This window comes from Streptomyces sp. NPDC058663 (assembly GCF_042716745.1).
Classification (GTDB): domain Bacteria; phylum Actinomycetota; class Actinomycetes; order Streptomycetales; family Streptomycetaceae; genus Streptomyces.
Map to the genome: position 1 here is coordinate 94,113 of NZ_JBHXRV010000008.1, position 18,351 is coordinate 112,463.

18 protein-coding genes and 1 pseudogene are annotated in these 18,351 nt (G+C 71.7%); 9 read left to right on the top strand and 10 right to left on the bottom strand.

What is annotated here, in order from left to right; translation table 11 throughout:
• The 3 genes from lysA to ACFWVV_RS08060 are packed head-to-tail and all read right to left on the bottom strand — an operon-like array spanning position 1 to position 2,895.
• On the bottom strand, positions 1-1,350 hold the full coding sequence (gene lysA, locus ACFWVV_RS08050; RefSeq protein ID WP_384354741.1) for a diaminopimelate decarboxylase: 1,350 nt from the start codon (positions 1,348-1,350) through the stop codon (positions 1-3).
• An 11-nt stretch (positions 1,351-1,361) separates the two neighbouring features.
• A complete protein-coding gene (locus tag ACFWVV_RS08055; protein ID WP_384354743.1) occupies positions 1,362-1,841 on the bottom strand; it encodes an SAV_915 family protein in 480 nt (159 codons plus the stop codon).
• Between the two features lie 58 nt (positions 1,842-1,899).
• The gene (locus ACFWVV_RS08060; RefSeq protein ID WP_384354745.1) at positions 1,900-2,895 is read right to left on the bottom strand and encodes a LysR family transcriptional regulator; all 996 of its coding nucleotides are present in this window, start codon (positions 2,893-2,895) and stop codon (positions 1,900-1,902) included.
• Positions 2,896-2,984: 89 nt separating this feature from the next.
• On the opposite strand from ACFWVV_RS08060, the gene ACFWVV_RS08065 reads away from it, so the two are divergent.
• From ACFWVV_RS08065 to ACFWVV_RS08090, 6 genes are all read left to right on the top strand, one after another.
• Positions 2,985-3,905 carry a zinc-binding dehydrogenase gene (locus ACFWVV_RS08065; RefSeq protein ID WP_384354747.1) on the top strand — a complete coding sequence of 307 codons (921 nt, stop codon included), beginning with the start codon at positions 2,985-2,987 and terminating at the stop codon, positions 3,903-3,905.
• Positions 3,902-4,894 carry an alpha/beta hydrolase gene (locus ACFWVV_RS08070; RefSeq protein WP_384354749.1) on the top strand — a complete coding sequence of 331 codons (993 nt, stop codon included), beginning with the start codon at positions 3,902-3,904 and terminating at the stop codon, positions 4,892-4,894. Before ACFWVV_RS08065 ends, ACFWVV_RS08070 begins: the two co-directional genes overlap by 4 nt.
• The gene (locus ACFWVV_RS08075; RefSeq protein ID WP_384354751.1) at positions 4,891-5,637 is read left to right on the top strand and encodes an SDR family NAD(P)-dependent oxidoreductase; all 747 of its coding nucleotides are present in this window, start codon (positions 4,891-4,893) and stop codon (positions 5,635-5,637) included. Before ACFWVV_RS08070 ends, ACFWVV_RS08075 begins: the two co-directional genes overlap by 4 nt.
• Positions 5,638-6,147: 510 nt before the next feature.
• Positions 6,148-7,377, top strand: a complete 1,230-nt coding sequence (locus ACFWVV_RS08080) for an acyl-CoA dehydrogenase family protein (RefSeq protein WP_384354753.1) — start codon at positions 6,148-6,150, stop codon at positions 7,375-7,377.
• Positions 7,378-7,733: 356 nt separating this feature from the next.
• Positions 7,734-8,207, top strand: a complete 474-nt coding sequence (locus ACFWVV_RS08085; RefSeq protein ID WP_384354864.1) for an RrF2 family transcriptional regulator — start codon at positions 7,734-7,736, stop codon at positions 8,205-8,207.
• Between the two features lie 129 nt (positions 8,208-8,336).
• On the top strand, positions 8,337-9,263 hold the full coding sequence (locus tag ACFWVV_RS08090) for an LLM class F420-dependent oxidoreductase (RefSeq protein WP_384354755.1): 927 nt from the start codon (positions 8,337-8,339) through the stop codon (positions 9,261-9,263).
• A gap of 163 nt (positions 9,264-9,426) precedes the next feature.
• On the opposite strand, the pseudogene ACFWVV_RS08095 reads toward ACFWVV_RS08090, so the two are convergent.
• Positions 9,427-9,765 (bottom strand): annotated as a pseudogene (locus tag ACFWVV_RS08095) (cupin domain-containing protein); the annotation flags it as partial.
• Positions 9,766-9,888: 123 nt separating this feature from the next.
• Positions 9,889-10,647 carry a MerR family transcriptional regulator gene (locus ACFWVV_RS08100; protein WP_384354757.1) on the bottom strand — a complete coding sequence of 253 codons (759 nt, stop codon included), beginning with the start codon at positions 10,645-10,647 and terminating at the stop codon, positions 9,889-9,891.
• Between the two features lie 54 nt (positions 10,648-10,701).
• Between ACFWVV_RS08100 and ACFWVV_RS08105 the strand changes: the two genes are divergently transcribed.
• Complete coding sequence (locus ACFWVV_RS08105) at positions 10,702-10,980, top strand: hypothetical protein (protein ID WP_384354759.1); 279 nt, start codon at positions 10,702-10,704, stop codon at positions 10,978-10,980.
• A gap of 138 nt (positions 10,981-11,118) precedes the next feature.
• Here ACFWVV_RS08105 and ACFWVV_RS08110 read toward each other — a convergent pair whose 3' ends face one another.
• From ACFWVV_RS08110 to ACFWVV_RS08120, 3 genes are all read right to left on the bottom strand, one after another.
• A complete protein-coding gene (locus ACFWVV_RS08110; protein WP_384354761.1) occupies positions 11,119-12,963 on the bottom strand; it encodes an APC family permease in 1,845 nt (614 codons plus the stop codon).
• Positions 12,964-13,243: 280 nt separating this feature from the next.
• Positions 13,244-13,612: an STAS domain-containing protein gene (locus ACFWVV_RS08115; RefSeq protein ID WP_384354763.1), complete on the bottom strand. Its 369-nt coding sequence runs from the start codon at positions 13,610-13,612 to the stop codon at positions 13,244-13,246.
• Positions 13,609-15,096: a PP2C family protein-serine/threonine phosphatase gene (locus ACFWVV_RS08120; RefSeq protein ID WP_384354765.1), complete on the bottom strand. Its 1,488-nt coding sequence runs from the start codon at positions 15,094-15,096 to the stop codon at positions 13,609-13,611. The genes ACFWVV_RS08115 and ACFWVV_RS08120 overlap by 4 nt, the downstream gene beginning before the upstream one ends.
• Positions 15,097-15,367: 271 nt before the next feature.
• On the opposite strand from ACFWVV_RS08120, the gene ACFWVV_RS08125 reads away from it, so the two are divergent.
• Both ACFWVV_RS08125 and ACFWVV_RS08130 read left to right on the top strand, forming a co-directional pair.
• The gene (locus ACFWVV_RS08125; protein ID WP_384354767.1) at positions 15,368-15,772 is read left to right on the top strand and encodes an STAS domain-containing protein; all 405 of its coding nucleotides are present in this window, start codon (positions 15,368-15,370) and stop codon (positions 15,770-15,772) included.
• A 108-nt stretch (positions 15,773-15,880) separates the two neighbouring features.
• Positions 15,881-16,318, top strand: coding sequence for an ATP-binding protein (locus ACFWVV_RS08130; protein WP_384354769.1), 438 nt, complete (start codon positions 15,881-15,883; stop codon positions 16,316-16,318).
• Between the two features lie 246 nt (positions 16,319-16,564).
• Here the strand turns inward: ACFWVV_RS08130 and hppD are convergent, their stop codons facing one another.
• Both hppD and ACFWVV_RS08140 read right to left on the bottom strand, forming a co-directional pair.
• Complete coding sequence (gene hppD / locus ACFWVV_RS08135; RefSeq protein WP_384354771.1) at positions 16,565-17,710, bottom strand: 4-hydroxyphenylpyruvate dioxygenase; 1,146 nt, start codon at positions 17,708-17,710, stop codon at positions 16,565-16,567.
• Positions 17,707-18,240 (bottom strand): EF-hand domain-containing protein, encoded by a 534-nt coding sequence (locus ACFWVV_RS08140; RefSeq protein WP_384354773.1) that lies wholly within the window; start codon positions 18,238-18,240, stop codon positions 17,707-17,709. The genes hppD and ACFWVV_RS08140 overlap by 4 nt, the downstream gene beginning before the upstream one ends.
• Between the last annotated feature and the right edge of the window lie 111 nt (positions 18,241-18,351).

Genomic DNA, 18,351 nt, shown 5'->3' on the forward strand with positions numbered 1-18,351 from the left:
CTACAGCCCGACGTCGCGGGACCTGAGGTCCTCCAGCGTCTCCCTCCGTACCAGAAGCCGCACGAGACCGTCGCGGACGGCCACGACCGGCGGGCGGCCGACGAGGTTGTACGAGGAGGCCATGGACAGGTGGTAGGCACCGGCTACGGGTACGGCGATCAGGTCGCCCGGGCGCGTGTCCGCGGGCAACGGAACGTCCTCGGCGAGAACGTCCCCCGCCTCGCAGTGCCGCCCGACGACCGTCGTACGCACGGCGGCGGCACGGGACCGACGGCCGATCAGGCGTGGTGCGTACCGGACTCCGTACAGGGCGGGGCGCGGGTTGTCGCTCATGCCGCCGTCCACCGCGACGAAGACGCGCTCGGGTGTGGTTTTGACCGCGAGGACCCGGTAGACGACGACACCGGCCGGGCCGCTGAGGGCCCGGCCGGGCTCGATCAGGAGCCGTGGCACGGGCAGGGAGGCGTCCGCGCAGCTCTCGGCCAGTTCGGCGCGCACGCGACGGGCGAGAGCGGCGAGGTCGAGGGCCGGGTCGCCCGGACGGTAGGCGATGCCGTGGCCACCACCGATGTCGAGCTCCGGGAGCACCACCCCATGGGTCTCGTGCGTCCGGGCCATGAGGCCGACGAGCCGCCGCACGGCGACCAGGTACGGCTTCACCTCGGTGATCTGCGAGCCGAGGTGGCAGTGGAGGCCGGTGAGCCGCAGCTGCGGCTGGTCGAGGACACGGGCGATGGCGTGCTGGGCCTGGCCGTCGCGGAGGGACAGGCCGAACTTCTGGTCGTCGGAACCGGTGCGGATCTTGGCATGGCCGCCGGCGCTGATGCCGGGCGTGACCCGCACCATGACCTTCTGACGGCCCCGCGGCCCGACGGCGGCCGCGAGGCGCGCAATCTCGGCGGGGTTGTCGATGACGATCCGGCCGACTCCGAGGCGGAGCGCGCTCTCCAGGTCGGCCGGGGATTTGGCATTGCCGTGAAGCAGGATCCGCTCCGGCGGGAATCCGGCGGTGACGGCCAGCTCCAACTCCCCGGCGGAGCAGACGTCCAGACCCAGACCCTCCTCGTCGACCAGACGCACGAGGGCTCCGCACAGGAACGCCTTGGCCGCGTAGTGGATGTCGGCGTCGGGGAAGAGGGCCCGGTAGGCGCGGCAGCGGTCTCGGAACTCGGCCTCGTCCAGGGCGTAGACGGGAGTGCCGTGGCTGTCGGCGATGTCGCTGAGCGGCACTCCGCCGACGAGAACGCGACCGTGCGGCCCCTCGACGGTCGTGGCCGGCCACACGGACAAGGCGGGAGCGGTGGCTGCGGCGGAAGCTGCGGACCGCTCTTCCAGTGGAATCGATGTCATGTGCCGCCCCCTCAGTGACTGAACGCGGTGACCGGGTGCGGACCGTGCAGCGCGCCGGGCGGCGACGTCACCGCGGTGTCCACCCGCACCGACTCCGCGGCGGATGCGTGGGCGGCGGCCGGTCCCGTGAGCACCGGGTTCGCGGCAGGTGTGTGGGCGGCGGCCGGTGCCGTGAGCACCGGGCTCGCGGCAGGTGCGTGGGCGGCGGCCGGTGCCGTGAGCACCGGGTCGACGATCAGTGTGCCTACGCCCAACGGTCCCGCGAGGTCCCGCAGCGCGGCCTCGGACAGCGGAATGCAGGGCTGTTTCCGGCCGAGTACGGCCCGGAGCCGTTCCACGGTCGTGAAGGCCACCACGGCACGGACGCCAACGGGCGTACGGAAGAAGCGCAGAGCGCAACCGTCGGATCCCGGCCGGACGGGGACGTGGAACCGTGCGGCCGGGTGCTGTTCCTCGGGGTCGGGATCTTCGCTGTACGGGGTGTGAGTCATCGGTTCCTCCCGGGAACGGACGGCCCGGCGCCGGAAGTGCCGGGGCTGGCCCCTCACGCTATTCCCGCCGCCCGCCCCCTCGGCCTGCCCCTGACGGGTTCCTTGCGCGCCTTGACGCGATCACCACGGGGCCGCCCCGGGGCGGTTCGGGCAGCCAGTCGCGGGACGGGTCGTACTCCAGCCACCGGCTTCGTCCTGCTTCCTCGGCGCAGGCGGCGGCGAGGCCGTTCAGCCCCAGGTGCGTGCTTCCGGAGCGCCACAGCAGCGACCAGGCGTACAGCGGGGTGGGGTCGACCAGGGGGACGGAGCGCAACCCGGGGACCTGCGGCAGGGGAACATCGGCAGGCACCAGCGAGAAGCGTCGCGGGTCTTCCGTCACCTCGGCGAGGAAGTGGGCGAGTCCCAGGTTGACGCTCGTGCCGGTGTTCTGGATGTCGAACCGGTCGGCGAACCGGTGCAGGAAGTCGAGCCGGTCCAGCGCACCGGGTGCCCACAGCACGCTGTCGCGCAACTGGCCGGGCCGCAGAGCCGGTTCGGCGGCGAGCGGGTGGTCCGCGCTCAGTACGGCGTCCACCGGTTCGAGGCGGATGAGGCGGTGTGCCAGGCCGGCGGGCAGCGGGGGGTGGACCCTGCCGAAGGCCGCGTCGATGTCCCCCTTAAGCAGTGCTGTGGTCACCGACGGCAGATCACGCCCGTGCCCCAAGGCCAACTCCGCTGCACGACGGTCGACTTGGGCCAGCGTACGCATCGGTGCGTAGAGGTGCCCCCAGACGTCCACGCGCAGCGGACGTTCCATGCCGATTGCCGCCGCCACCGCTGTGTCGGCGGCGGCCACGGCCTGGCGGGCCGGCGGGAGGAAACGCTGTCCCGCTTCGGTGAGGCGTACGCCGTTGCTGCCGCGCCGGAACAGCTCGGTGCCGAGCAGGGATTCCAGCCGCGCGATCCTCTTGGACAGCGCCTGCTGGGAGATCGCGAGCGTCCCGGCCGCCCGGCCGAAGTGCAGTTCCTCGGCGGTGCGCACGAAGGCACGTACCTGCGCCACATCGAGATCCATGGCTCCCACCATAGGTGACAACCGGAAGTTGTCGGCTTTGCCCGGCGGTTGTTGGATCGGGGAGCGGCTGTGGGGGTTGCATCCTCTCCATGCAAAGACTGATTCCCACGGGAGACGCGGCGCGCCCGGTCGCCTTCGCCGAGGTCCCTCAGCCCGTGCCGGAGCCGGATGAGGCACTGATCAAAGTCGAGGCGTTCGCCCCGAACCGGGGCGAGACATTCCTTCTCGAACGCTCCCGGTCGGAGCTGCTGCCCGGCAAGGACATCGCAGGGCTCGTCGTACAGGCGGCAGCCGACGGGTCCGGCCCCGGCATCGGCACCCGCGTGGTCGGACACCCCGCGCAGGGCGGCTGGGCCGAGTACGCGGCCGTGCCGACTCACTCGCTCGCGGTGCTCCCGGACGGTATCGACAGCGTACGGGCCGCGGCTCTGCCCCTGGCCGGGATCACTGCCCTGCGGCTGCTGCGCACGGCCGGTTCCCTGGCCGGCCGACGGGTACTGCTGACCGGCGCCTCAGGCGGCGTCGGCCACTACGTCACCGAGCTTGCGGTCGGGGCAGGAGCCGAGCTGACCGCGGTGACGTCCACGCCGGTGCGCGGTGAGCGGCTCGCGGAACTGGGGGCGAGGGTGGTGCACGAGGTCGCGGCGGCGCAAGGGCCGTTCGATGTGGTGCTGGAGTCCACGGGTGGGCCGGACCTGGCGCTTGCCCTGTCGAAGGTGCGCCCGGGCGGTCTGCTCGTCTGGTTCGGCCAGGCGAGCCGCACCCCGGTGACCCTCGACTTCTTCCAACTCCTCGGCGGGCCCGAACGGGTCACGATCCAGCACTTCCACTACGCCGGCGCCCCGTACGGCTGCGACCTCTCGGCACTGGTGAGCCTCGTGGAACAGGGCCGGCTGCACCCGGAGATCGACCGCACCAGCGACTGGGCACAGACGGCCGACACCCTGGTCGACCTGCGAGAGCGCCGGATACGCGGCAAGGCCGTCCTGCTGGTCGGAGGAGCACGATGAGCACCACCGAATTCGCCGCCGCCCAGTGGACACGCGCCACCGGCACGGGCGTGGACCCGCACGAGTACCGGCGCGTCACCGAGAGCCTCACCTCCGTCGCCGGCTGGGGGCCCGCCTTCCTGCGCACCGGACACCGCTACCTCCAGCACGCGCAGGACGCGGGATCGTCCCGCTCGGCGGGTGAGTACCTGCTGATGGCGGCCCGGTGGTTCCACCTGGCCACCCTGGCACCTTACGCGGAAGCGCAGCGTGCCGCCGTCGAGGCGGATCACGCCCTGAGCCGGGCGCTCACCGTGCTGGAGCCCGGTGCGCGGCGGGTGAGCGGTGAGGGATTCACCGGCTGGCTGCGTGGCCCCTCACCCGCGCCGGGAACCGTCGTCGTGGTCCCCGGTCTGGACTCGGCCAAGGAGGAGTTCCTCGATCTGGTGTCCGCGCTGCTGGCCAGAGGACTGGCGGTGTTCGCGATGGACGGCCCCGGACAGGGCGTTCTCGCGGCCACCACGACCTTCGTGCCGGACTACGAGCGGGTCGTGGGCCGGGTCGTCGACGCTCTCGGCGTCGCACGCATCGGGCTCGTCGGGCTGAGCCTGGGCGGCTACTTCGCGGCCCGGACCGCGGCGCTGGAACCGCGCGTGGCAGCCGTCGCGACCGTCAGCGGCCCCTTCCGCCTCGATTGGCCGGAACTGCCCCCTCCGGTACGGGACATCATGGCCCGGCGTGCCGGAGGAGCCGACGCCGCCCACGAGTTCGTACGCCACGTGGACCTGGCCGTCCTGGCCCCCCGCATCGCGGCGCCGCTGCTGGTCGTGGACGGCGAGAAGGACGTCATCCCCGGCGTGACGAACGGCGAGTCCCTGGCCCGTCTGGCGCCGCACGGTACGTACCTGTCCGTCCCGCACGGCGACCACCTCCTCGGTAATGCGCGGCCCGATTGGCTGCCCCACCTCAGCGACCACCTCGCGCAGATCCTGACGGGAACACCGGCATGAACCGCTTCACCGACAAGACCGTCCTCGTCACCGGCGGCACCAGTGGCATGGGGCTCGCGACCGCACACCGCTTCGTCGCCGAAGGCGCCCACGTCATCGTCACCGGCCGCACCCGCGCACGGGTGGACTCCGCAGTCCACCAGCTCGGCTCGAACGCCTCGGGCATGGTGGCCGACGCCGCCGACCTCGGCGCGGTGGACGCGCTGATGGAGACCGTCCGGGACCGTCACGGCCAGTTGGACTGCCTCTTCGCCAACGCGGGCATCGGCACATTCCTGCCGTTCGAGGACATCACCGAGCCGGACTTCGACCACGGTGTCGACGTCAACTTCAAGGGCGTGTTCTTCACCGTCCAAAAGGCACTGCCGCTGCTGGCGGACAGAGGCTCGATCGTCATCAACGCCTCCTGGACCCTCCACCGGGGCAACAGCGTCCTGACCCTCTACTCGGCCACCAAAGCCGCCGTGCACAACCTGGCCCGAACCCTCGCCGCCTCACTCGCCGCGCGCGGCATCCGAGTCAACTCCGTCAGCCCCGGCTACATCGACACGCCGATGTACCCCGCCGGCGCACTGACCGCAGCGGAGGCAGCGGCAGTCACCGGCCAGATCGTCGCCGGCCGCTTCGGTCGCCCGGAAGAGGTGGCCGCGGCGGTGGCGTTCCTCGCCTCGGCCGACGCGTCCTACATCAACGGTCAGGATCTCGTCGTCGACGGCGGCCTGGTCGGTGCCGTACCCGTCTGATGGCCGGGCGGACACACTCGCAGTCCAACCGGCCGTTCCGGTGGCGTGGCACGGCACCGCACGGCCCCACTCGTCCCGCTACCACGACCTCCTCTGCGGCTGGTGTCCGATCGGTGAACCCACCCGGGTGCCGATTCCCTGCATTTCCCATCGATTTACTAGGGAAGTATTGACGGCCCGCCCCAGGGGTGCGCAGGATGATGCTCATGTCCCGTACACAGCAACGACTCGTTCGTCGTCGGCATGTCGACTTCTGTCGCGTCGTCAGCGCCGCCTGCTGTCACAGGTAAGGCGCGCGTCGCGCCCTTGCCGCGCGTGCCACTCGGTTCCTTCTCTCTCCTGTCGAACAATCGGGCACACCCACCGCTGCGCCCGATCGCCCGACAGGGCGGGCAGGTCTCACCGCCACCGGATCGTCACCGTTCGGCGCGGGGGGGTGCGTGTACGTGCCCGATCAGCAGGAGAGCAGCAACACCGCGCTCTGTCCCCGGCCTTGAGGAGACCACCGCTATGGGCGTTGCCACCGCGCCGTCCGGCCCCGCCCCGGAAGCCGACCGGACCGGGTCCGGCCGCGCGCACTGGCTCCGCGTGGCCGGCGAAGCCGCTGACGACCTGGCCACCGACGCGGTGGCCAGGGAGCAGGCGGGCAAGGCCCCCTTCGACGAAGTGGCCCGCTTGCGTGAAGCGGGACTGCTGGCGCTTCTCGTACCGGCCGGGCTCGGGGGAGGCGGCGCGGACTGGCCCACGGCCTACGCCGTCGTCCGGCAGATTGCCGCCGCCGACGGCGCGATCGGTCAACTGCTCGGCTGTCACTACTTCCTGTCGTCGAGCGCCCAATTCTTCGCCGAGCCCGCCCTCGCCGCGCAGGTCGTGCGGAATCCCACCGCGGAGCAGTGGTGCTGGGGCGGTGGCCTCGCCCGCCAGGAACTTCCTCTGACGCTGGCCAGGAAAGGCGGCGGCTATGTGCTCGACGGCCGGCAGAGCTACGCCACGGGGGTGCTGGTCGCCGACCGTCTCGCTGTGCGGGCCGAACGTACCGACACCGGCGAGCCACTCGCCGTCGTGGTCGACACCGCTCGGCACGGCGTGGGGATCGACAGCGACGTCGACAACTTCGGCCGGCGGCTCGCCGCCGGCGGGAGCGTGGAGTTCGACGCCGTACCGGTCGCCGCCGACGACGTACTCGGTTCCCTGGGCGCGGACGAGGACGTCCTGCCGCCCCTGGCCGCGCTGGCATCGCCGGTGGGGCGTCTCTTCTCGGTCCAGCTTCTCCTCGGCATCGCTGAGGGAGTGCTCGCCGAAACCCGTGAGTACAGCCGGGTCGGCCATTCCCCCTGGCACCCCGCCCGGCCGTCGGGCTCGTCCCGGGACCCGCAGGCGCTGACCGTCTACGGCGAACTCACCGTCCTCGCCCGCTCCGCGTCCGCGCTCACCGATCAGGCAGTGGCTGCCGTGCACGGCGCTCTGGCACGCGGCGCGGACCTCACCTACGACGAGTACGCGGAGATCTCCGTCCTCGTGGCCATGGCCGAAGCCGCTGCTTCCCGGGCTGCGCAGGAGTCCACCGCCCGCGCCCTCGACGTCATCGGCACCCGCTCCGCGTCGTCACGGCTGGGCTTCGACCGCTTCTGGCGCAACGCCAGGACCCACACGTTGTACGAGCCCGTCGCCCCCCGGCTCCGCGACATCGGGGACTACTTCCTCAACGGTGCGCACCCTCCGTTCGTCCTGCCCGCCTGACCGTGCGCCGGCGCGCGAATGTCCTGCCGCACATCTTCCAGTCCTACGTCACCCGCCCCGAGAACATCGTGCGCGTGGCCCGGACACCGGGCGACCTCGTCCTCTTCGACCACCGCAACACCCAGCACCACGCCCCCGGCGCCTACGGCGACCTGCCGCGCCAGCTGCACCGGGTGACCGTCGCGGGTGACGTCCCGCCCTCGGCCTCGACGGCACCCCCAGTCACGTCGTCGAAGGCGACGACGCCACCCACTACACCCCCGCTCGAGCCTGAGACCCGGGGACGCGGGGCAGGAGCACCCTGCCCCGCGTCCCCCGCGGCGGACACCGGCCGGACCGTGCGGGATGATGTACGCATGCGGATCTCAGCCAGGGCGGACTACGCGGTACGTGCCGCGCTGCAGCTTGCCGCGGCCGGGGCCGACGGTCCGCTGAAGGCCGAAGCCATCGCCGACGCCCAGGACATTCCGCACAAGTTCCTCGAAGGCATCCTGAACGACATGCGCCGGGGCGGTCTCGTGCTCAGCCAGCGCGGCGGCAACGGCGGTTACCGGCTGGCCGAGCCCGCCGGGTCCATCAGCATCGCCGATGTCATACGCGTCGTGGACGGCCCGCTGGTCTCCGTGCGCGGGGTCCGCCCTCCGGAGCTGTCCTACACCGGTCCCGCCGAGTCGCTGCTCCCCCTCTGGATCGCGCTGCGGTCCAACGTGCGCGAGATCCTCGAGGGCGTATCGCTCGCTGACGTCGCGTCGTCCCAACTTCCGCCCGATGTCGATGCGTTGACCAAATCTCCCCGGGCCTGGGTGAACCCCGGCACGAAGAACGTGTGACGGCGCCGAGGTCGGCGACCGCCCGGCCACCTCACCGAACCGCGCGATGCCGTCCGGCGTCGGGAAGACGCCACACGGTGTTCACACGGAGCAGGAATGCCGGCTCCGAAGCAGCCGGTTGCGGCATACATGACTCTCGGAGTAACGCTCAGCTCGACCTCCCGACAACTCCCCCTCGACAGCACCGTCCGGCTGGCGCGCGAGGCCAGGAACGCCGGTCTGCACTCCGCGTGGTTCGGCCAGTCCTTCGCGTACGACTCGCCCTCGCTGGCGGCGATCGTCGGGCGTGAAGTGCCGGGCCTGCACGTGGGAACGGCCGCGATCCCGATATTCGGCCGCCATCCGCTGCTCGTCTCCAGCCAGGCCCAAACCGCCCAGGCCGCCACCGGCGGCCGCTACCACCTCGGGCTCGCCCTCGGCACCCGGCACCTCACCGAGACCGGTTTCGGCCTCCCGTACCGGCGGCCCATCGGTCTGCTCCGAGAGTTCCTCACCGCCCTGCGGCCGCTGCTCGAAACGGGTGAAGCCGATTTCCACGGTGAGCTGTTGACCGCGACGACACCGTATTCGGCGGCGGTTCCGGGCGCGCAGCCGCCGGTACCGGTGCTGGTTGCCGCGATGGGGCCGCAGGCGCTGCGCGTCAGCGGTGAACTCGCCGACGGGATCCTGCCGTTCCTGGCCGGTCCGCGTGCTCTCGCCGAGCACATCGTCCCGGCCGTTACCGCTGCCGCGGAGGCGGTGGGCCGGTCCGCGCCGCGCATCGTGGCTCTGGTGCCCGGCACGGTCACGGCCGACCCCGAGGGCGTGCGGCGGCGTGCGGCCGAGGCACTCGCGCTCTATGAGCAGGTGCCCTCGTACCAGCGGGCCATCGAGCTTTCCGGCGTGGGCCGGGCCGCCGACCTTGCCGTCCTCGGTGACGAGGAGACCGTCGCCGCGGAGGTGCGGCGATACCGCGACGCGGGGGCGAGCGAGGTGGTCTTCACCGCGACGGACCTGAGCGGCGAGGACGACCGGCGCCGCACCTGGAAGCTGCTCGGCGAGCTGTCCCGGAGCTGAGCCACCCGCGTCGTACCTTCCGGAGGGGTTCCCGGCGCGGCATCGCGTCCGCCGCTCCGGGGGACGGACCGGTAGGACGGGCGTGGCCGGACGCGGTCGGCCGGACGGGCCCGGTCGGCCGAGCCTGGCCGGACGGGCCCGGCAGGCGTGCCGCCCCGTCCCGTCAGGACTCCACCACCTCTGCGTGGTCGCCGACCGCGACCACCAGAACCCGCGACCCCGGTTCGGTGGTGCGCCAGCGGTGCCGCACGCCGCCGGACAGCAACAGCGTGTCCCCGCGCCCCAGCCGGTGCACCCGGCCGTCGGCTTCCACCTCCACCGAACCGTCCGCCACGTACATCAGTTCGTCGTTGCGGTGCTGGAACTCGCGGTCCGCCTCGTGCGCACCGACGAACTCCAGCGCGTGCAGCTGATGGCGGCCGCGCACCCCCGGCCGCACCCGCGCCTCCCGGTCGAGGCCGCTGTCGTCGACGGCGCGCACCACGTCGACGGCCCCGGCAGGCGGATCCCTGCCCCGCCACGGCCGCGCGTACGGGAGTGAGCGCCCCGGAGCCGTCGACGCGGGCCACCGCTGAGTGGCGCCACGGACAGCCAAGGACACGGAGAGCGGGGCGGGCCTGCCCGCTCATGACGCGCCCGTGGCCGTCAGGGGATCCGGTCGAGCGCGCAAGAGGGTGTCCAGTCGCCGCCAGGCAGGGGACGAGGCGTTGACGGTGTGCTGGATGAGGGCGGGGATCGCGGAATCGGCAGCGAGCTGCGGCGGGGCCGCTGATGCGTAACGCGCCCGGGTCGCTTCGGCGATGCGCCGGGCCAGAGCATCGATCCGGGGATCGTCGGGGGCGAGGTCGTGTGCGCGGTCGTAGTCGAGGAAGAGCAGGCGCAGTGCCGGATCGGCCAGGGACTGGACCTGGTCGCGGAACAGTGCCGGCGCGCTGTCCGGGTGGGTGGCGAACACGAGAATCCACAGGTCTCGTTGCAGGGTCGCCCAGCGGGCGGTGAACCCCCAGCCGGCCAGGTCCTCCAGGTGGGCGGTGACCTCGTCCGGCAGCGGGGCGAGCCGTCCGGCGGCCAGCCGGCGCAGCCGCTCCCGCGCCCGCGCCCGTGTCAGAGCGTGGATCCGGGCCGTGAGGTCGTCGTCGAGGGCGTGCAGCGCGTGCTGGAACTCCTCGTCGTCTGCCGCGCGGAGATCCCGTACCCGGGCCAGTGGAACGCCCGCTTCGGCCAGGGTACGGATCTTGATCAGCTCGATGACGCCCTCGGCACCGTAGCGCCGGTAACCGGACGCGTCCCGCTCGGGCTCGGCGAGGAGCCCCTTGTCGTGGTAGACGCGGACGGTCTTGACCGACACGCCGACATACCCGGCCAACTGCCCGATCGTGATCACCCAGCCATCGTGCCACTTGACTCTGCCCCTGGGGCAGGGACGCAGGATGGTGCCATGACGCACACAGAGATCGACCGGGAGACCCTGCGCGCCCTGGCCGACGAGGGCAATGAAGCGGCCCTGGACCGGCTGGCCGACAGGGCCGACGCGGCCCACGACATCACGGAGCTCAGCGACTTACTGGACGAGGGGTCCGAGCGCGCCGGATTCCTGCTCACGCGCCGCGCGGTCGCCCACGGTGACCTGCGCGAACTCCAGCGGATCTCCGACGCCGGGTACGAAGACGCAGGAATCCAGCTGACACGACTCCTACGAGCGCCGAGCACCGACTGACCGAAAAGGGCTGCGCGGAACCCGCACTCGGACATTCTCGGACCGTCGCTGCCCTTTGACGCGTCCGTATGGTTGCCCTCCTCAGGGCGACGGGGTGGACCGTCCTGACGGACACGGACGGCGCGCCGGCACGGACGGTCAGCGGGTGAGCCGGAATCTGAGCCGACAGATCGCCGCGTCGGTGTCACGTCGTACGGCGTGGGCGACGACCGCGCCGCGCTGGTTCTGCAGGAGGCGCTGCCACAGCCGCTCCGGCTCCGTCTCGGCGATGAGCACGGTCACCCGGGTGCCGGGCTCCGCCCGGGCCAGTGCGCGGACGTACGCGGTGATCGGGCGGCCCAGCGTACGGCGCTCGGAGGGCAGGCGGACGAGTTCCACGCCCGGGTCCCACAGCGCCCAGTCGCGCTCCAGTGCCTCGGTCACCGCCCGGTCCTCCGCGTCCGCATGGCACACCGTCACGGCCCGCACCTCGTCGCCGAGGGAGACGGCCGCGGTGAGCGCCTCGCTGGTCAGCCGGGTCAGGGAGGAGACGGGGACCAGGACGAGTGAGCGTTGGTGGTGCGGGGGTTCGGGGATCCGGCCGATGCCCAGGCGCTCGCCGATGTGTCCGTAGGTGCGGTGGACGAGTTCGAAGAGGGCGACGAGCAGCGGCAGGGCGATCACGATCAGCCAGGCTCCGTCATGGAACTTGGTGGCCGTGACGACGACGGCGGAGATCCCCGTCAGCAGCGCGCCCAGGCCGTTGAGCAGTGCCTTGCCCGCCCAGCGCGGTCCGCGCTCGCGGCGCCAGTGCAGCACCATGCCGGTCTGGGCGATCGTGAAGCCGACGAAGACCCCGATCGCGAAGAGCGGGACGAGTGTGTTGGTGTCACCGCCGGAGAAGACCAGCAGGGCCGCCGAGATCACGGCCAGCCACACCACGCCGTGCCGGTGCACCTGCCGGTCCGCCTTCAGTCCGAACACGTGCGGCAGGTAGTTGTCGCGGGCCAGCAGCTTCAGCAGGACCGGCAGCCCGCCGAACGACGTGTTCGCCGAGAGCGCCAGCAGCACCATGGTCGCGAACTGGACGACGTAGAACGCCCAGTTGTGGCCGAGGGAGGCGTCGGCGAGCTGGGCGAGGACGGTGACGCCCTCGACCGGCTGGAGACCGAAGCGGGAGATCAGCACCGACAGGCCGATCAGCATCACGCCCAGCAGCACACCCAGCGCGACCTCGGCCCGCATCGCCCGCCGGGCGGCCGGGGTGCGGAAGGACGGCACCGCGTTCGCGATCGCCTCCACGCCCGTGAGCGCCGAGCAGCCGGAGGCGAACGCCTTGAGCAGCAGGAGGGCGCCGACCGTGGTGGCGTCGTCCGCGAGTACGGAGGCGTGGCCGGCGGAGGCCGCGGTGGACACGGGATCCCCGCGGAACAGGCCCACGGCGATCAGGACGAGGATCGCGCCGATGAAGACCGCCGTGGGCACGAGGAACACGCGGGCCGAGTCGACGATCCCTCGCAGGTTCACCGCGGTGATAAGCACGAGGACGGTGAGGCAGATCCACAGCCGGTCGCCGTACAGGCCGGGGAAGGCCGAGGTCAGCGCGGCGGTACCGGCCGTGACGGCGACGGCCACGTTCAGCACGTAGTCCAGTACCAGCGAACCGGCGGCGACCAGGCTCGTACGGCGTCCGAGGTGCGCCTTGGCGACGGCGTAGGAGCCTCCCCCGTCGGGGAACGCCGCGATCACCTGACGGTACGAGGCGACCAGGACGGCCAGCAGGGCGGCTATCGCGAGGGTGACCGGGAGGGTGAAGCCCAGACCGTGGGCGCCCGCGGCGGCCAGGACCAGGACGATGGCCTCGGGCCCGTAGGCCACGGAGGCCATCGCGTCCAGGGAGAGTGCGGCGAGGCCGGTGACCGCGGTCAGCCGGTGGCGGGCACCGGGATCAGGGGGCTCCTCGGCGGGCGGAGCGGCAGCGTGCGAGGCGGTCAGGACGGCCATCTGATGATCCCTTTCAAGACTGGTCCGCCCAGACTGCGGTGTCGGCCTGCCGCTGCCGTACTTCCTCCCGAACTCTTGACGCGACGGCGCCCACCCCTGACACGTCCTTGACACCGTGCCCGCGAGAGCGCCGGCTTCGGGGAATCCTGTGGGCAGCGTTCCTGCCCACAGGATGACCATGGCGGGTCGGGCGAATGCCTCGGGCTGAGGGGCGTGCGGGGGCGTCGTGACCACTGCACCGGCCGCCCCGCGCGCTGAGCCGCACCCGCCCCGGCCGTGCTCAGGCCGTGGTGCGGTTTCGCCGGTGTGCGGCGAGCGCGGCCTCGGCGCTGGGGTGGGCGGTCAGCAGGGTGTCCATCCCGGTGACGCTGAGCAGCCGTTCCAGCCGGTCCGGGATGGCCGCCAGGGTCAGGGAGCCGCCTGCTTCCTTGGCGCAGCGCCAGATGCCGATGAGGGCGCCCAGACCGGAGGAGTCGCAGAAGGTGACGCCGGCCAGGTCGGCGACCAGGTCGGGGTGCCCGTCCGCGAGGAGGTCCAATGCGCGGGCCCGCACGGCGGGTGCGGCGGCGATGTCGAACTCGCCGGACAGCGTGATCACGGCCAGGGTGCCGTCGGTGTGCGGGACGTCGATGTGGAACGGATCGGTCATGGGCGTCGGTTCTCCTGCCCGACGGAGGCGTCGGCGGTCGGGGCGGCGGCGCTGTGAGCGGTGGTGGTGACACCCGCAGGAGCGGCATCCGCGGTGGGAACGGAAAGAGCCAGCAGGGCCACGTCGTCACGTTCGGTGTCGGGGAGCGTGTCCAGGAGCGCGACCGTGTCATCGATCAGGACACCGGCGCTGACCGGCGCCCGTCGCTGGGCGAGGAAGTCCGTCAGACCGGTGTCGGCGAGCATGTCGCCGTCGGCGGTACGGGCTTCGGTGAGCCCGTCGGTGTACAGCAGCAGTCCTTCGCCCGGGGCCAGGTGCAGGGTGAGTGAGGCGAACGCGGCCTCGGCGAACGCGCCGACCAGCATGCCGCCCACGGCCCGGACCGCCTCCACCTGCACGCCGCCGCCCTCGGTGGGGCTGAGACGGTAGGCGGGCGGGTGGCCGCCGGTGGCCAGCGTGACGGTGAAACCGCCGCCCGGGGCCGGGTCGAGCAGACCGAAGACGGCGGTGCAGAAGCGGGTGCCCACCGCCGCGTCCAGCAACAGCGCGGTGTTCAGGGCCTTCAGGGCGGCAGTGGGGTCCGCGTCGACGAGGGCCGCGGCCCGCAGCGTATAGCGGGTCAGTGAGGTGACCGAGGCGGCTTCGGCGCCCTTGCCGCACACATCGCCCAGGAAGAACGCCCACCGGCCCCCGCCGACGGGGAAGACGTCGTAGAAGTCGCCGCCCACTTCCTGCGGGGAGGCGGTCTTGTAGTGGCAGGCCAGCTCCAGCCCGGGTACGGCGGGCAGAGCGGGAGGCACCAGGGTGCGCTGCAGGGTGGAGGCGAACGCGGCGATCGCCACCTTGTCCCGCTCCGCCCGCTGCCGGGCCTCTTCCTCCGCCCGCCGCTTGTCCTCCTCGACCTTGCGGCGCTCCTGCTCGACGCGCACGACGTGCAACGCCGACAGCCGCAGCTCCAGCTGATCGCGCACCATCGCGGCCAGGTCCGCGAGCGTGGCCGAGTCCGCCTCGCTGATCTCGCGGGGACGGGTGTCGAGGACGTTGACCGTCCCCAGCCGGTACCCGTCCGCGGAGATGATCGGAGCGGCGGCGTAGAACCGTACCCCCATCGGGCCGGCGACCAGCGGGTTGGAGCAGGCGACGGGGTCGAGCAGGGTGTCGGGAATGATGGTGGTGTCATCGGTGAGCACCGCCGAGGCGCACAGGCCCGGATCGCGGCCGATCTCGGTGACGCCTTCCAGGCCGTGCGTGGCCTTGAACCAGATCCGGTCCTCGTCCACGATGGTCACCGTCGCCACCGGCACTTCGAACAGCCGCGCGGCCAGCGCCGCGACCCGGTCGTAGGCACCGTCCGGAGGGGTGTCGAGGATGTCGTAACGGCGCACCGCCGCCATCCGCTCCGCCTCGGCCGACGGGGCCAGGGGCCCGTTCAGTGTTATCGCAGGCGGGCTCGTTTGTTCCGGCATGTTCCTCGTCTCGCTCATCCCCCCGGGGCACCGACCGGACAGCCGACACTCCGGAACCCTACCGAACGAGGCCCGGTGCACCGATCCGGTGCCGAGCCGCGTGGAAAGGCCGCCGGGGAACCGGTCTGACGGTGGACGGAGCAGGCGGCGCCCACTTGACCGGTGGAGGCCGGCTGCCCTTTCCGCCGAGTGGGGCGTCGGGCGCAGTGGCGACGGGAACTGTCTCCGTACTGTTCGAGCTCTGTACTGTTCGAGCTCTGTACTGTTCGAGTTCTGTACTGTTCGAGCGATGGAGAACCCGACGAACGCTGGGACAGACCAGGTGCTGGAGACAAACGAGCCACGCTTCTGTGTCGTGCCCCGCACTGACCGGGGCATTTCCATTCTGCGGCTGAGCGGAGACCTCGACCTCACCACAGTCCCTCTGCTCATGGAGGCGGTGAATGCCGCCGTGCACGCCGAGGGCCGGCAGCGGATCGTGTTCGATTGCACCGGTCTCGCCTTTTGCGACTCCAGCGGTCTGAACTTCTTCCTGCAACTGCACAAAGACGCCGACCGCACCGACGGTTTTGTGCTTGCGCACGTCGGAACATCGTTCCAGGGGCTACTGGACCTCACGGGCGCGGACCAGGCCCTGACCGTGACCCCCGACGTCGATGCCGCCCTCGCCCGGCTCGGACCCGAAACGATCTAGGTTTCTGCTTTTCACTCGTGCGAAGACCGGACGGCGGACATGCCTGCCGGGAGATCGGGAAGCCGACATAACAACCGCCGCTTCCGTGAGAGCGAAAGGAAGAACGTTATGGCCGTCGATCGAAACTCCCTGCACAACGAAGCCGCCCTGAACACCTTGGCCGTCGAACAGACCTGGAACTTCCAGGGGGATTTGAGCCATGTGACCGAGGCACGCGGAAATGCAGCCGCCTTTCTTCGCAGCCTGGCGCGCACGCAGCCGCCGACCTCGCCCGAGGTGTACGACGATGTGCTGATGGTCGTCACCGAGCTGGCCTCCAATGCGTTCGCCTACGCACCCGGCCCCTTCAGCCTCCGGCTGAGGGCAGTGGCCGACACCGTGCAGATCGCCGTGGCCGACACGAATCCCGCGGCGCCGAAACCCCGTCCGGCCGACCTCTGCGGGCGCGGCGGTCTTGGCTGGCACCTGATCAACAGCGTCGCCGAGCAGACCATCACCGTGCCGGAAGACGCGGGAAAGACCGTGCACGCCTTCATCACGTGGTGACCGTCCACCGGCATCACCCGCTTCGCGACCCCAGCCACCGGTCGACGCCCTCATCGGATGCGCCCCGACCGCCCGTCGCGGCCGACAGGCCGTCCTTCCCCAGTGAGTGTCCACGGCTCCGTCGATCCGCCGCGGGCCGCACGGCCGGCACCAGAATTCCTGCCCGCGGGCACCACCACTACTGATCACCCTCCCCACTGACGGGGCCGCGGTCCGGATCCGGTGGGCGGGAGCGGACACCGGCGGTCAGAGGTTGCCGCGTCGGTCCTGCTCCCGTTCGATGGCATGGAAGAGGGCAGCGAAATTGCCGACTCCGAAGCCCTCCGAGCCGTGCCGCTCGATCAGCTCGAAGAAGCCGGTCGGCCGGTCCTGCACGGGCTTGGTGAGGATTTGCAGGAGGTGGCCGTTCTCGTCCTGGTCGACCAGGACCGCGCGCGCACGCAGCTCGCTGACCGGCGCCCTGATCGGGCCCATGCGGGCGAGCAGGTCCGGGTCCTCGTAGTACGCCGTCGGGGCCGGCAGGAACTGGACTCCGGCGGCCCGCATACCGTCCACGGCACGCAGGATGTCGTCGGTGGCGAGCGCCACGTGCTGCACCCCCGGGCCGCTGTGGAAGCGCAGGAACTCCTCGACCTGGCTCGCGCGCGTCGACGGCGCGGCTTCGACCACCGGGAACTTCACCCGGCGCTGCCTGTCGGCGACCACTTTCGAGCGCAGCGCGGAGTACCGCGTCGAGATCTCCCCGTCGACGAACTCCGCCAGCAGTTCGCCGCCGAGGACCCGCTGGTAGAAGTCGGCCCATTCGTCCATCCGGCCCGTCTCGACCGCAGCGACACAGTGGTCGATCGCCGTGAAGTACGGAACGGGGGGCGGCTCGGGAAACGTGTGCGGGCACGGCTGGTAGCCGGGAAGGTGGGCGGCCCGGTACACCGACCGGTCGACGAAGGTGTGCCGGACCGGGCCGTAGGCCGCGAAGCCCGCCAGCCGGACCGCGCCGTCCGCGTCCCGCAGCTCGTGCGGCTCCTCCAGGCCCTTCGCCCCGGCGGCGGCCGCGTGCCGGAAGGCGGCCTCGACGTCGGAGACCCGGATCGCTACGTCGATCACCGAGTCGCCGTGTTCGGCGACGTGCTCGCCGAGCGCGGTGCCCGGCCGCGTCGGACCGGTGACGACGAACCGTGCGGCACCGGCGCCCAGGACGTACGAGCACTCGTCGCGGCTCCCGGTTTCCGGGCCGCGGTAGGCGACCGGCGTCATCCCGAAGGCGGTCACCAGGAAGTGCGCGCTCTGGAATGCGTTGCCGACCGCGAACGTGACCGAGTCGAATCCCTCGATGACGAACGGTGCCCGCGTGCCCGGCGCGGACGCTGCCGCCCCGATCGCCTGGCTGCTCACGAGGACGCACTGATGAGTTCGTCGGCCACGGCGTCCTCGGTGGGGCTGCCGTAGTACCGGCAGATGACCTCCGCCCACGCGTCGGTGCTGACGCTTCCGTCGCCGGCCCGGTCGAGTTGCTGGAACATGGACTCGGCACGGTCCGGGGCGAACCCCACGGCGGCCATGTATGCCAGGTAGTCGGCACGCTCGACCCGGCCGTCGTCGTCGCGGTCGCACAGGTTCACCATCGCCCGGGCGTAGGGCCGGATGAACCCGTCCAGCGCGCCGCTGTCCCGCACGGCGGCCTTGTACTCCTCGAAGCTCACGACTCCGTCGCCGTTCGTGTCCGCGTGGGCGAGCAGACCCCGCCAGTACTGCTCATGCGCCGAGCGGGCCTGCTGTGCCTTCGCCGAGTCGACGGGCTCTTCCTGGCTGGCGATCACCCGGTCGGCCAGCAGCCGGAAGTCCTCCCGTTCGAGTCGGCCGTTGCCGTTCACGTCGAGCATGTCGAACCGGACCCGGGTGCGCGCGTGGGCGTAGCCGATCATCGGAAGGTGCCTTCCTGCAGACCATGGGGGCAGTCGGTCGGTGCCGACACGTTCGATGCTCGCCAGCGACGCCGCGTACGTCGCCCTCTGCTACTCCATTGGAGTTACCCA